The sequence below is a fragment of the Bradyrhizobium diazoefficiens genome, from assembly GCF_016616235.1.
Lineage (GTDB): Bacteria > Pseudomonadota > Alphaproteobacteria > Rhizobiales > Xanthobacteraceae > Bradyrhizobium > Bradyrhizobium diazoefficiens_H.
Genome location: NZ_CP067100.1, coordinates 1,424,486 through 1,437,661, shown reverse-complemented (window position 1 = coordinate 1,437,661; position 13,176 = coordinate 1,424,486). Strand labels below are relative to the sequence as shown.

The window sequence follows — 13,176 nt, the reverse complement described above, 5'->3', positions numbered from 1 at the left end:
AGATGACGACGGTTGAGAGAAGCCATAGCCAATTGCTCCGAAACGAGGTATTCACAGATACCTTGCAATGCATGGTACCTTGCTATATAAGCTCCCTCGAAAGCTGTGTAGTCAAGGAGGAAATGGCCGACTCGACGAATCAGGTTCAGCTCAAGAAGGGCGCGCTGGAGCTCTGCGTGCTCGCTCTGCTCGCGCGCGGCGAGAGCTATGCCTATGAGATTGCGAGCACGTTGTCGGCCGGCGTCGGCATGGGTGAAGGCACGATCTATCCGCTGATGCGGCGCATGCAGGATGACGGCCTGGTGGACACCCGCCTCGAGGAATCCAGCAGCGGCCCGCCGCGCAAATACTACCGGCTGACGACCGCCGGCCGTGCCGCCTTTACCTCGCAGAAGCGCGATTGGCGAAGTTTTGCCGACGCAGTCGACCGCCTCCTCGGAGACGCCAGATGACCCGCGACGATTTCCTTCACATCCTCGCCGACGGACTCGCGGGACTGCCCTCGGCCGAGGTCGACGACATCCTCTCCGACTATGCCGCCCATTTCGAAGAGGCCCGCGCCTCAGGACGATCGGAACGAGAGGTCGCCGCCGCGCTCGGCGACCCCAGGCGGCTGGCGCGCGAGCTGCGCGCCGAGACGGGATTGCGGCGGTGGGAGAACCATCACTCCTTCCGCAACTCGACGGCCGCGCTGTTTGCGCTGAGCGGCCTTGCCGTGGTCGACATCGTCCTGCTGCTGCCGTTGCTGCTCGCGGTCTTGCTCATCCTGCTCGTGATCGCTTTCGTGATGTGCGTGCTGGGAATCGTCGGCATCGGATTGCTGCTCAGCGTCTACAAGCATTTTGGCGACGGACACGTCGTCAATCTGATCTTGCGCGGGCTCGCCGGCATCGCACTGGTGACCACGGGCGCAGGCTTCGGTGCGCTCCTGGCGCTTGGACTCAATGCCGCTGTCCGATGGCTCGGCACTTATGCGCGGCTGCATTATCGGCTGCTCAAGCCGGAACAGCCGGTCGCGTAAGGCGATGCATGGACGTCCGGGGCGGCGTGACCGCCACCCCCGGAACAACCTCGTTGTGGCTATCCTACGATCCCCGCCGCGACCTGGCCGCGCAGGCGCTCGAGGCCGTGCAATGTCTCGGCGCAGGCGGCCGCGACTTCGGCGCCCTTGATGGCAAAGTGCTTGCGGAAGAAATCGTAGTGCACTTCGGTCTCGTGGAATTGCTGCGGCGTCAGCACCGCCGAGAACACCGGCACCTCGGTGCGCAGCTGCACGTCCATCAGCGCCTTGATCACGGTGTCGGCGACGAATTCGTGGCGATAGATGCCACCGTCGACGACGAGCCCGGCCGCGACGATCGCGGTGTAGCGCCGCGTCTTGGCGAGGACTTGCGCGTGCAGCGGGATCTCGAACGAACCCGGCACCTCAAACACGTCGACATGGGTGAGGTGGCGCGCTTCGGCCTCCTTCATGAAGGCGATGCGGGCTTCCGCGACCACGTCGCGATGCCAGCAGGCCTGCACGAAGGCCACCCGCTGCGGCTTTGCAAAGCGCGGATGCTCGGGCGCCGGGTCCTGCGGAACCGGCGCTTGGATGATTTCGGACGTTTCGGCTTGGGTATCTTGTAACATCTGATTCATGGCTTTCCTCAGTTAAGGACCAGAATCAGGGCACACGGAACGACAAGCAGCCGCACCTTGCGATGCGTCTGCCACCGACCGTTCTCTTTCATCCGGACTTTAACCGTCGGCTTCGGAGTTGCACCGAATCTGCTGACCCTTCCCTTCGGGGTAACCCTCACGGAAGGCGCTCGCGGGCTTGGACCTTTCGGTCCTTACCGCCGGTGGGGACTTTCACCCCGCCCTGAGAACATCGGCCGCTCGGGATTGAGCGACCTGGGTGGAAATATGACGCCAGCCGGCGGCCGCAGCAAGCGTGTTCCGCATGGAAAAACCGCATGGTCCCATGCCGGCTTGGAGGTCCAGTCCCCGCGCGGCGGAATTACGGGTTGGCCCGGCATCGGCGAAATCCGATTCCGGTTTGTTCTCATTCGTTAACGATTGTGGCCGAGATCAGCTGTGGACGAAGGAGTCCTCGCTTGTGGACGGACTCGGCAGCCAGTTGCGCAGATTCCGCAAATCACATCACTTGATCCGCGACAGGCCCGCGCTGATCCGAGGGGATTGCGACAGCGACTCCGAGGGGAATCGCGATAGCGACGTTGAGGGAGCGTGCCGGGCCGGCGGCGTGCGTATCAAAGACAACAAAAAGGCAAGAGGTCGAGACGGCATGTCCCTGCTCGAAGGCACTATCGATTCCAGAAGCCATCCGCTCGCGGTGGTCGAAGATATCGCGGCCAGCAACAACTGGCCGTTCGAACGCTCCGGCGAAGACGAACTCACCATTGTCTCCAAGGGACAATGGACCGACTACCAGCTCTCCTTCACCTGGATGGGCGAGATCGAGGCGCTGCATCTGGCCTGCGCGTTCGACATGAAGATTCCGGTGCCGCGGCTGGCCGAGGTGCAGCGGCTCGTCGCCGCCGTCAACGAGCAATTGTGGGTCGGCCATTTCGACCTCTGGACCACCACCGGCATGATCATGCATCGCCAGGCGCTGGTGCTGCCGGGCGGGCTCACCGCCTCCACCGCGCAATGCGAGGCGATGCTCGCCGGCGCCATCCACGCCTGCGAACGGTACTTCCCGGCATTCCAGTTCGTGGTGTGGGCCGGCAAGACCACGGCGCAGGCCATGGATGCCGCGATGTTCGACACGGTCGGAGAGGCGTAAGGCTCGCCTTTCTCTCTGCTGTCGTCCCGGATAAGCGCAGCGAAGCGAAGCGCCGATCCGGGACCCATACCGCGTGATTTCACCGTAGCGCGCGATGCTTGTTGCTCGGCTCTCGATCCAATAGAACGGCCTGTGGTTATGGGTCCCTGCGTTCGCAGGGACGACAACGGTATTGGTGGTGACCACAGTGGCAGACAACAGCACTCTCAAAAACATCTCCGGCACCATCCTGCTCGCCGGCGCCGGCAAGATGGGCGGCGCGATGCTGACCGGATGGCTGGCGGGCGGGCTCGATCCGCGCCGCGTCGCGGTGGTCGATCCGCATCTCTCGCCCGAGATCACCGCGCTTGCCGCAAGAGGCGTCGCGCTCAATCCCGACGTCACGGCGGCAGGCTTTGTCGAGACGATGGTCGTCGCGGTGAAGCCGCAGATGTTTCGCGAGGCCGGCGCCAAGTTGAAATCGTTCGTCTCGGACAAGACCTCGGTGGTCTCGATCATGGCGGGAACCACGATCGCTGCGCTCGAGGAGGTCATCGGCGGCGCCGTGGTGCGGGCGATGCCGAACACGCCTGCTGCGATCGGCCGCGGCATCACCGTGGCGGTCGCAACGAACAATGTCAGCACCACGCAGCGCGCGGTGGCGGACGCCTTGCTGCGCGCCACCGGCGCGGTCGAATGGGTCGACGATGAAGGCCTGATGGACGCAGTGACCGCTGTCTCCGGCTCGGGCCCGGCCTATGTGTTCCTGCTCGCCGAGGAGCTCGCGCGGGCCGGCGTCGAAGCCGGATTGCCCGAAGCGCTCGCGACCAGGCTCGCGCGTGAGACCGTCGCCGGCTCCGGCGAGCTGCTGCACCAAACGGACCTTCCCTCCGCAACGCTGCGCCAGAATGTCACCTCGCCCGGCGGCACCACGGCCGCGGCGCTCGGCGTGCTGATGGGCGAGCCCGGCCTGCGGGAGTTGATGATCCGCGCCATCGCGGCGGCGACGCAGCGGTCGAAGGACCTGGCGAAGTAACGAGTTGCCGTAGGGTGGGTTAGCGCAGCGTAACCCACCATGCTTCAGCGACCGCGGAACAAAGTTGGTGGGTTACGCCGAGCGGACTACGCTTCCGCGCAGCCGCGCGGCTAACCCACCCTACGATTTCGCCGCCAGCCGCTTGTTGAACATCTCGACGTTGACGAGCCCACGCGCGTGGTGGCCCTCGCCGAGCTTGCGCGTGCCCTCGAACGCCTCGACCTCGAAGCGGATGACGCGGCGCTCGACCGCGACCACTTTCGCGGTGGTCCGCACCGTCGCGCCGACCAAAGCTGCCGCAAGATGTCGAATGTCGACTTCGGTGCCGACGGTGACCCAGCCCGGCTGAAGCGCGGCGCGGATCGCATCGCCCGCCGTCATCTCCATCTCCAGGATCATCATCGGCGTCGCATAGACAAAAGGCATGCCGGGCACGAAATGCCCGACGGTGCGCTCCACCGGGACCACCAGCGTGCGCTCGGCGCTCATGCCGACCTTGATGAAGTCGCGTGCGTCCATGGTGCTTGCTCGTCATTCCAGGGCGCGCGAAGCGCGAACTATGGTGCGCGGTTGCACACCCGAGAATCCAGAGATTGTCGATCGAGATTCCGGGTTCGGCCCTCGCGGGCCGCCCCGGAATGACGCTAACGCGTCACTTCTTCGCGGCCGCCGCGCGCTCCACAAAGGTCTTGCCGCCCTTCATCTTGTGGCGGAGCGGGGCTTCGTTAATCTGGATGACGACGGCATCGGCGTCGACGCCGAGATTCTTCACCAGCGCCTGGGTGATGTCGCGCATCATACCGGCCTTTTGCTCGTCGGTGCGGCCCTCGGCCATGCTGACGGTGATCTCAGGCATTTTTCTCTCCCTTGCGGCCGGACACCGGCCATTGACGATCGCCATCAAACAAGACGTGGATGCCCGGGACAAGCCCGGGCATAACGGCCTGCCGGAATGGCTATCCCCACTTTACGTCATGGCGCGCCAGAACCTCGTGCACCTTCACGACGAGATCCGCTTCGCTGCACGAGAACTGCGCCGGGCGGCTCTCGCGCCATTCCTGGTTGGAGGCGATCGCGGCCGCCGCCTTCGCGCCCTCGATCAGATCCTTGACCTGCACCTCGCCGCGCGCCTTTTCGTCCGAGCCCTGGATGATCACGCAAGGTGAGTTGCGGCGGTTGGCATATTTGAGCTGGTTGCCCATATTCTTGGGATTGCCGAGATAGAGCTCGGCGCGGATGCCAGCGGTGCGCAAGCTCGCCACCATCTTCTGGTACTCGGCGACACGGTCGCGGTCGAATACGGTGACGACGACGGGTCCGAACTCGGGCCGCGTGTCGAGCTTGCCGAGCAGCGTCAGCGCCGCCTGCAGCCGCGAGACGCCGATCGAGAAACCGGTCGCCGGCACCGGCTCACCGCGGAAGCGCGAGACGAGGCCGTCGTAACGTCCGCCGCCGCCGACCGAGCCGAACCGCACCGGGCGCCCCTTCTCGTCCTTGGTCTCGAGCAGGAGTTCGACCTCGTAGACCGGGCCGGTGTAATATTCGAGACCGCGCACGACGGAGGGATCGATCTTGATGCGGTCCGCACCATAACCCGACGCCGTCACCAGCTTTGCAATCTCTTCCAGCTCGCTTACGCCGGCCTGACCGATTTCGCTCTTGGCGAGATAGGTTTCTGCCGCGGCGATCGCCTCTTTCCAATCGTCACGCGGCTTGGTGATGGCGAGAACGACGTCAGCTTCAGCATCGCTCAGCTTGGCGCCTTTGGTGAAGTCGCCCCTGCCTTCTTCGCCGCCATCCCATCGTCCGGGACCGAGCAGCTTGCGAACTTCGTCGGCGGAAAACTTGTCGAGCTTGTCGATCGCGCGCAGCACGGTCAGTCGGCGGCCCGCGTTGTCATCACCACCGAGCCCGATGGCTTCCAGGACGCCGTCGAGCACTTTGCGATTGTTGACCTTCACGACATAAGAGCCGCGCGCGATGCCCAGCGCCTCCATCGTATCAGCAGCCATCATGCAGATCTCGGCATCCGCCGCCGGCGTTGCCGAGCCGACCGTGTCGGCATCGAACTGCATGAACTGGCGGAAGCGGCCGGGGCCGGGCTTTTCGTTGCGGAAGACGTAACCGACGCGGTAGCTGCGATAGGGCAGGACCAAAGCGTCGGTGCCATAGCGCTCGCCGACATAGCGCGCGAGCGGCGCGGTCAGATCATAGCGCAAGCTGATCCACTGCTCGTCGTCGTCCTGGAACGAGAACACGCCCTCGTTCGGACGGTCCTGGTCGGGCAGGAATTTTCCGAGCGCGTCGGTGTATTCCATCGCCGGCGTCTCCACAGGCTCGAAGCCGTAGAGCTCGTAGACGGCGCGGATCTTCTCGACCATCTCGCGCGTCGCCCGGATCGCGGCGGGATCGCGATCCTCCAGCCCGCGCGGCAGCCGCGCCTTCAGTTTCTGGGGTTTTTTGGGTTTTTCGGCCATGCGGGCGTTTACCAGCGGACGCGCAAGGCGGCAACCGGGGTGTGTTCTTCACCTCGCCCCGCCTGCGGGGAGAGGTCGGTCGCGAAGCGACCGGGTGAGGGGGACTCTCCGCGAACTCATATCGCTCGAATTCGCGGTGACAGCCCCTCACCCGACCCTCTCCCCGCAAGAGCGGGGCGAGGGAGCGAGAGAGCCTGCGCAGCTTACACAACGGCCTCTCAAAACACCTTCCGGATCCAGTTGTGCGGATCGTTGGTGCGGCCGTACTGGATGTCGACGAGCTGCTTGCGCAGGCCCATGGCGACGGGGCCGGCGGCGCCGCCCGAGATCTCGAAATCGCCGCTCACCGAGCGCACCTTGCCGATCGGCGAGATCACCGCGGCGGTGCCGCAGGCAAACGCTTCCTTCAGTCGGCCGGAGGCGGCATCCTTGCGCCACTGGTCGAGCGAATACGGCTCCTCGCGCACCGTCTTGCCGGCATCGCGGGCAAGCGCGATGATGGAGTCGCGGGTGATGCCGGGCAGGATGGTGCCGAGCGGCGGCGTCGACAGCGAGCCATCGTCGAACACGAAGAACACGTTCATGCCGCCGAGCTCCTCGATGTAGCGGCGCTCGAGCGCGTCAAGGAACACGACCTGATCGCAGCCGTGCTGGATCGCCTCGGCCTGGGCGCGCAGGCTCGCAGCATAATTGCCGCCGCATTTGACGGCGCCGGTGCCGCCGACCGCGGCCCGCGTGTAATTCTCTGAAACCCAGATCGACACCGGCGCAGGCCCGCCCTTGAAATAGGAGCCCACCGGCGAGGCGATTACCGCGAAAATGTATTCCGACGACGGCTTGACGCCGAGGAAGGTCTCGCTGGCGATCATGAAGGGGCGCAGGTAAAGGCTGCCCTCGCCGCCCGGCATCCAGGCGCGGTCGATGCGCACGACCTGCTCGACCGCCTCGATGAAGACGTCCTCGGGCAGCTGCGCCATCGCCATGCGATCGGCGGAGTCCTTGAAGCGGCGCGCATTGGCATCGGGGCGGAACAGGTTCACCCCGCCGTCGTCACGCTTGTAGGCCTTGAGACCTTCGAAGATTTCCTGGGCGTAGTGCAGAACCGCGCCGGCCGGATCGAGCTGGAAATTGGCGCGCGCCTCGATCTTCGCCTCGTACCAGCCGCCCTTGGCCTGGTTGTAGCGGACGATCGCCATGTGATCGGTGAAGACCCGCCCGAAGCCGGGATCCACCAGCTTAGCGACGCGGTCCTTCTCTGGCGTCGGATTGGATGCGGGCTGGATATCGAATGTCATGCTCATGTCCTTGCCTCCCGCTGCCGGTGGCGGCGCCGTCTTGGCGCCGTCCCGCCCTGTTCGGGCCCGGCTGGCTTGATTAGGTTTGTGGCCGGACCGACGCCAGCCTTGTTACGGCCGGTTTCCGTGGCCAGCATGTCTTTGGAGGACATGCTTTTGCGGAAGGCGGAAGTCCAGTATGTTTTGCCGAAATGCCGCTCGACAATCGCACGGTAGATCTGCTTCGGCCGTCGCCGCCTGTCCGGCTTACTCCGGCCGCCCTGCTTCGATGCACCCGATGCGAAACGATCTAAAATTTCGTTCGGGTCGATCGTTTTGTAACATTGAACCTAAGATACGTCAATATGCCTGACATAAATTTCGCGACTCCCTCTCAAGATGCTGCCGCGCCCCGGCCGGCGGCAGGCGATGGAGGCAATTTGCGCTGGGATATCATCGAGCTGCTGTTCTTCGCCTATCGCGATTTCGTCGGCGATCCCGACCAGGAGCTGGAGGCGTTCGGCTTCGGTCGGGCCCACCACAGGGTCATGCATTTCGTCTACCGTTATCCCGGCCTCAAAGTCGCCGACCTGCTCGACGTCCTGCGCATTACTAAGCAATCGCTCGGCCGCGTGCTCAAGCAGCTGCTGGACGAGGGCTATATCGTGCAGAAGACCGGCGACAATGACCGCCGCCAGCGCCTGCTCTATGCGACGCCGAAGGGCGAGGCGCTGGTGCAGAAGCTCGCGGGGCTCCAGACCACGCGGATCACCAGGGCGCTAGCCGAGCTGGCGCCGCAGGACGCCGAGACGGTCAAGCGCTTCCTGCGCGCGATGATCGACCGCGACGATCCGGACAAGGTGCTCGAGACGATCTTCGCTTCCGTCAATCAAGACAGCAAGGAGTGACCGTGCCGCTCGCTGCCACGCTCGCCCGCCCGCCGGCGCAACCGGCCGACGACGCCCCGCATCTTCTTCTCGTCGATGACGACCGCCGCATCCGCGATCTGCTGTCGCGTTTCCTTGCGGCCGAAGGCTATCGCGTCTCGACTGCCGCCAGCGCCAGCGACGCGCGCTCGAAGCTCATGAGCCTGCATTTCGATCTCCTGATCCTCGACGTCATGATGCCCGGCGAGACCGGCTTCGACCTCGCCCGTTTCATCCGCACCTCCTCATCGGTGCCGATCGTGATGCTGACCGCGCGCCATGAAGCAGAAAGCCGCATCGAAGGCCTGCAAATCGGCGCCGACGATTACGTCGCAAAGCCGTTCGAGCCGCGCGAGCTTGCGCTGCGCATCAACAACATCCTCAAGCGCGCCGCGCCGCCGCCGCAAGCCACGACCGTCGAGAAGATCGCGTTTGGTCCCTACGTCTATCATCTCGATCGCGGTGAACTGCGCCAGGGCGAGGAGGTCATCCATCTCACCGACCGCGAGCGCGAGATGCTGCGGATTCTCTCGGAGACGCCGGGCGAGACCGTGCCGCGCAGCGCGCTGACCGGCAATGGCAGCGTCAACGAGCGCGCCGTCGACGTGCAGATCAACCGCCTCAGGCGCAAGATCGAGACCGACCCCGCCAATCCGCTGTTCCTTCAGGCGGTGCGCGGCATCGGCTACCGCCTGGTGGCCTCGCCATAACGTAGTGAAGCGCGCTAGATGAGCACGATCGATACCGGCCTGACGCTGCTCAAGAGCGCCGCCGGCCGCGTCTCGGCCGTCAACGGCTGGATGGGCAACGCGTTCAAGGGCTGGATGCCGACCGGCCTCTATGCCCGCGCGCTGCTGATCATGATCGTGCCGATGGTGGTCCTGCAATCGGTCGTCGCCTTCGTCTTCATGGAGCGGCACTGGAACACGGTGACGCGCCGCCTGTCGGCCGCGGTGGTGCAGGACATCGCCGCGCTGATCGACGTCTACAAGGGCTATCCGCAGGACCGGGATCGCGACCAGATCCGCCGCATCGCCCAGCAGCGCCTCGGTCTCGTCGTCGACTTCCTGCCTGCCGGCGACATGCCGCCGCCCGGACCCAAGCCGTTCTTCTCGCTGCTCGACCAGACGCTGTCGGTGCAGCTCGGCCGCCAGATCGGGCGCTCGTTCTGGATCGACACCGTCGGCCGCTCCAACCTGGTCGAGATCCGCATCCAGCTCGACGATGCCGTGATGCGCGTGTTCGCGCAGCGCAGCGCCGCCTATGCCTCGAACTCCGAAATCTTCCTGTTCTGGATGGTCGGAACGTCCTCGATCCTCTTGATCGTCGCGGTGCTATTCCTGCGCAACCAGATCAAGCCGATCCTGCGGCTCGCGGACGCCGCTGAAAGTTTCGGCAAGGGCCGCGAAGCGCCGAACTTCAGACCCAGAGGCGCGCGCGAGGTACGGCGCGCGGCGGTCGCCTTCATCGAGATGAAATCGCGCATCGAGCGCACGATGGAGCAGCGCACCGCGATGCTCGCCGGCGTCAGCCATGATCTGCGCACCATCCTCACCCGGTTCAAGCTCGAGCTCGAGCTGATCGGCGACAGCCCCGAGCTCGAAGGCATGCGCAAGGACGTCGACGAGATGTCGATGATGCTGGAAGATTACCTTGCGTTTGCCCGCGGCGATTCCGGCGAGCAGTCGCAGCCGACCGACATGGCGCAGGCGCTCGAAGAGCTGCGCAGCGACGCCGAGCGCCACGGCCACACTGCGACCGTGGCCTTCAACGGCCTGCCCGTGGTCACCGTGAAACCGGCCTCGTTCAAGCGCTGTCTCGCCAACCTCGTCACCAACGCCGCGCGCTACGGCAAGGCCATCGCCATCACCGGCCAGCGCGATCATCGCTATCTCACCGTCACCGTCGACGACGATGGGCCGGGTATCCCGACGCATCTGCGCGAAGAGGTGTTCAAGCCATTCCTGCGGCTCGACAACGCCCGCAACCAGGACGAAGGCGGCACGGGTCTTGGCCTCGCTATCGCCCGCGACATCGCCCGCTCGCATGGCGGCGACATCACCCTCGGCGACAGCCCGATGGGGGGATTGCGGGCAAGCGTGCGGATTCCGGTGTAGGTGCCGTTCTTCACCCCGGCCCGCTTGCGGGGAGAGGTCGAGTTCGATCGCAGATCGAATTCGGGTGAGGGGGCACAGGTCTCACAAGAATCTCGTTCGCTGAGGAAGGTCCCTCACCCCAGCCCCTCTCCCCGTAAGAACGGGGCGAGGGAGCGCACCGGTTTCGCAGCGACCACACCCTACTTCGGCAACAGCGCCTTCAATTTGTCCACGTCGCGCACGTTCATCTTGAACCCCCCGGGCATCACGATGTCGCCGGGCTTCTGGTCCGCCTTGCAGGCGCCGAGCCATTTGGCCTCGAGCTGCATCGTCGTATCCCGGCCTGCGGCGCCGACCGCGCCGCCTTGCGCGTGCGAGGAGGTCTTCACCGTGTAGGCCGAGTTGAAATCGCCTGTGATCTCGGCATGCGAGGTCGTGCTGATGCCGGCGACGCTGCATTCGGAATCGCTGACATAGCCGGTCGCCGTCTTCCTGATGTCCTGCTTGGAGCAGATCTGCTTGGCCATCGGGGAAACGTTGTTGTTCATCTCCTTGTCGACGGTCTCGTCGGTGCAGTGCTGCATGGTCATCTCGGGCACCGGCGTGCCGGTCCTGACCATCTTCATTTCCCAAAGGCCGGCCTTGCGCACCGGCAAATCGTCGGCGCAGGCGCTGCCTGCCGACAACGCAAGGCAAAGCGTCGAGCCGAGCAAAGCAAGCTTGCGCGTCATGTTGGAGGCTCCCGGCTTGAGAGATGCGGCGTTAGGACGACGCCTCAGTACAGCGTGCGGATCGGCCGGTCGGCGGCGCCATAGGGCACCCAGCGGCAGGAGAACGAGACGTAGCCGCCCTCATAGGCCTGAATCGCAAGGAATTTGGCGACCTTGCCGTAGCGCGCGCAATGATCGACGGCGACCTGGCGGGCATCGACCTGGGTCGCCATCGAATAGGCGATGATGCCGCCGGTGTCGTTGCCCTTGAACGGCGGCACCGGAAGGATGTCAGCACGCGCCGACTGGCTCGCCAAGATACCCAGGGCGAGAAGGCCCGCGGCCGCAATGATTCGCATTCCCGTTACTCCAATTGGTTGGCGTCAGTTTACGGTGCCGGGACCAAAGTGAAAAGAACCGAAGCCTTGCCGGCTGCGCCCTTGTGGTCAACTCCTCGCCGAGTGTTGCCGCGCTGCACTTGACCCCGCCCGGCCTTCGCGGCACCGTCCGACCTTCGCAAGACCAGCTGTCCGGATTGCCCATGCACGCCCCCTCCCTGAAATCGCTCCGCTTTGCCGCCGTGCTCGGCCTCATGTTCGGGGCGCTGTCGCTCGGTGAGGCCAGGGCCGCCAATCCGCTCGAGCTGAACTTCTGGCTGAGCGGGCCGCGCTATGACGGCGCCGTCGCCGATTGTGACAAGGCCCTGCCGACGATCGCCACCCAGTTCTGGGAGAAGGAAAGCTCGTTCTGGAATTCCTCGCTGAAGATCACCGGCTTCGCCGCCGTTCACGAGGTCGCGTTCCGGCCCTGGGCGTCCGATAACATTCCGCGCCGCTATTGCACCGGCGAGGCCATGCTCACCGATGGCAAGGTCCGCAAGGTGCATTTCTCGATCATCGAGGACGGCGGCTTCGCCGGCTACGGCAACGGCGTCGAATGGTGCGTGGTCGGGGTCGACCGCAATTGGGCCTACAATCCGGCGTGCCGCGCCGCCAAGCCCTGATACGTAAGCCTTATACGCAAGCCCCTGACGCGAAAGACCCCGATTCGGACCCGTTCAGGCGGCCGAACGGTCGTCGCCTGAATTTTGTTCTTGAAATGTTCTTATTGCCTGCTAGGCTTGCTGCACAGTCTAGTTGAGGGGCGTTGTCATGTTTGATTTTAGATTGCATTCCTTCTCCCGTCTCGTGATCTCGCTGACGCTCGCCGCCGGGCTGCTGGCGCTGGCAGGCGGCGCCAAGGCCCAGGACAAGCGGCAGAACGCGCCCGGCGAGTTCGATTTCTATGTGCTGTCATTGTCGTGGTCGCCCTCGTTCTGCGAGGAGGCGTCCGAGCGCGGCGGGCGCGCGCAGATGCAGTGCAGCGGGCGGCCCTACGCGTTCGTGGTGCACGGGCTGTGGCCGCAATATGAGAACGGCTTTCCGGAATATTGCCAGCGGCCCTCGCCGCGGCTGAACCGCAGCATCGTCTCTTCGATGCTCGATCTGATGCCGGCGCCGGGCCTGATCTTCAACGAGTGGGACAAGCACGGCACCTGCTCCGGCCTCGACGGCCGCAACTATTTCGAGACCATTCGCAAGGCCCGCGCCGCGATCAAGATTCCCGCCGAGTATCTCGATCTGTCGGAAGCCAAGACGGTGGCACCCGCCGAAGTCGAGGAGGCCTTCATCAAGGCCAATCCGGGCCTCAGCAACGCCGCCGTCTCGGTGACCTGCAACCGGACGCGGCTGTCCGAGGTCCGCATCTGCCTCAGCAAGGATTTGCAGTTCCGCGCCTGCGAGGAAATCGACCGCCGCGCCTGCCGCCGCGACCAGGTGACGATGCCGCCGATTCGGGGTGGTTGAAGGGCGCCGTCTCAACGTCGTCGTTCCGGGATAGTGCGTTCCG

At 64.9% G+C, this 13,176-nt stretch carries 16 protein-coding genes and 1 riboswitch; of the genes, 9 read left to right on the top strand and 7 right to left on the bottom strand.

Annotated elements, in window-relative coordinates; genetic code table 11:
• Positions 1-122 precede the first annotated feature (122 nt).
• Both JJB99_RS06810 and JJB99_RS06805 read left to right on the top strand, forming a co-directional pair.
• Positions 123-452 carry a PadR family transcriptional regulator gene (locus JJB99_RS06810; protein ID WP_200498046.1) on the top strand — a complete coding sequence of 110 codons (330 nt, stop codon included), beginning with the start codon at positions 123-125 and terminating at the stop codon, positions 450-452.
• On the top strand, positions 449-1,021 hold the full coding sequence (locus tag JJB99_RS06805) for a DUF1700 domain-containing protein (protein ID WP_200498045.1): 573 nt from the start codon (positions 449-451) through the stop codon (positions 1,019-1,021). The genes JJB99_RS06810 and JJB99_RS06805 overlap by 4 nt, the downstream gene beginning before the upstream one ends.
• Positions 1,022-1,080: 59 nt before the next feature.
• Here JJB99_RS06805 and JJB99_RS06800 read toward each other — a convergent pair whose 3' ends face one another.
• The gene (locus tag JJB99_RS06800) at positions 1,081-1,641 is read right to left on the bottom strand and encodes a 6,7-dimethyl-8-ribityllumazine synthase (protein ID WP_200498044.1); all 561 of its coding nucleotides are present in this window, start codon (positions 1,639-1,641) and stop codon (positions 1,081-1,083) included.
• A 76-nt stretch (positions 1,642-1,717) separates the two neighbouring features.
• A riboswitch (FMN riboswitch) is annotated at positions 1,718-1,876 on the bottom strand.
• Between the two features lie 414 nt (positions 1,877-2,290).
• Between JJB99_RS06800 and JJB99_RS06795 the strand changes: the two genes are divergently transcribed.
• Positions 2,291-2,791: a YbjN domain-containing protein gene (locus tag JJB99_RS06795; protein WP_200498043.1), complete on the top strand. Its 501-nt coding sequence runs from the start codon at positions 2,291-2,293 to the stop codon at positions 2,789-2,791.
• Positions 2,792-2,978: 187 nt separating this feature from the next.
• Positions 2,979-3,806, top strand: coding sequence for a pyrroline-5-carboxylate reductase (proC, locus tag JJB99_RS06790; RefSeq protein ID WP_246775155.1), 828 nt, complete (start codon positions 2,979-2,981; stop codon positions 3,804-3,806).
• 120 nt (positions 3,807-3,926) lie between these two features.
• Here proC and JJB99_RS06785 read toward each other — a convergent pair whose 3' ends face one another.
• The 4 genes from JJB99_RS06785 to JJB99_RS06770 form a co-directional block, all read right to left on the bottom strand.
• Entirely contained in the window at positions 3,927-4,325 is a 399-nt protein-coding gene (locus JJB99_RS06785; protein ID WP_200498041.1) for a thioesterase family protein, read from the bottom strand.
• 133 nt (positions 4,326-4,458) lie between these two features.
• Complete coding sequence (locus JJB99_RS06780) at positions 4,459-4,662, bottom strand: tautomerase family protein (protein WP_008144861.1); 204 nt, start codon at positions 4,660-4,662, stop codon at positions 4,459-4,461.
• Between the two features lie 100 nt (positions 4,663-4,762).
• The gene (gene hisS, locus JJB99_RS06775; RefSeq protein WP_200498040.1) at positions 4,763-6,283 is read right to left on the bottom strand and encodes a histidine--tRNA ligase; all 1,521 of its coding nucleotides are present in this window, start codon (positions 6,281-6,283) and stop codon (positions 4,763-4,765) included.
• 218 nt (positions 6,284-6,501) lie between these two features.
• Positions 6,502-7,584, bottom strand: a complete 1,083-nt coding sequence (locus JJB99_RS06770) for a branched-chain amino acid aminotransferase (RefSeq protein WP_200498039.1) — start codon at positions 7,582-7,584, stop codon at positions 6,502-6,504.
• 338 nt (positions 7,585-7,922) lie between these two features.
• Between JJB99_RS06770 and JJB99_RS06765 the strand changes: the two genes are divergently transcribed.
• From JJB99_RS06765 to JJB99_RS06755, 3 genes are read left to right on the top strand one after another with little or no spacing between them, the layout of a single operon-like run.
• Complete coding sequence (locus JJB99_RS06765) at positions 7,923-8,465, top strand: MarR family winged helix-turn-helix transcriptional regulator (protein WP_200498038.1); 543 nt, start codon at positions 7,923-7,925, stop codon at positions 8,463-8,465.
• Positions 8,462-9,193: a response regulator gene (locus JJB99_RS06760; protein ID WP_200498037.1), complete on the top strand. Its 732-nt coding sequence runs from the start codon at positions 8,462-8,464 to the stop codon at positions 9,191-9,193. The genes JJB99_RS06765 and JJB99_RS06760 overlap by 4 nt, the downstream gene beginning before the upstream one ends.
• Positions 9,194-9,211: 18 nt before the next feature.
• Positions 9,212-10,600, top strand: a complete 1,389-nt coding sequence (locus tag JJB99_RS06755; protein ID WP_200498036.1) for an ATP-binding protein — start codon at positions 9,212-9,214, stop codon at positions 10,598-10,600.
• A 179-nt stretch (positions 10,601-10,779) separates the two neighbouring features.
• Here JJB99_RS06755 and JJB99_RS06750 read toward each other — a convergent pair whose 3' ends face one another.
• Positions 10,780-11,310 carry a DUF3617 domain-containing protein gene (locus JJB99_RS06750; protein ID WP_200498035.1) on the bottom strand — a complete coding sequence of 177 codons (531 nt, stop codon included), beginning with the start codon at positions 11,308-11,310 and terminating at the stop codon, positions 10,780-10,782.
• A 44-nt stretch (positions 11,311-11,354) separates the two neighbouring features.
• Positions 11,355-11,648, bottom strand: a complete 294-nt coding sequence (locus JJB99_RS06745; RefSeq protein ID WP_200498034.1) for a hypothetical protein — start codon at positions 11,646-11,648, stop codon at positions 11,355-11,357.
• 233 nt (positions 11,649-11,881) lie between these two features.
• Here JJB99_RS06745 and JJB99_RS06740 point away from each other — a divergent pair, with 233 nt between their 5' ends.
• Positions 11,882-12,292 (top strand): hypothetical protein, encoded by a 411-nt coding sequence (locus tag JJB99_RS06740; protein WP_433995772.1) that lies wholly within the window; start codon positions 11,882-11,884, stop codon positions 12,290-12,292.
• Between the two features lie 148 nt (positions 12,293-12,440).
• Positions 12,441-13,133, top strand: coding sequence for a ribonuclease T2 family protein (locus JJB99_RS06735; RefSeq protein ID WP_200498032.1), 693 nt, complete (start codon positions 12,441-12,443; stop codon positions 13,131-13,133).
• The last annotated feature ends 43 nt before the right edge of the window (positions 13,134-13,176 follow it).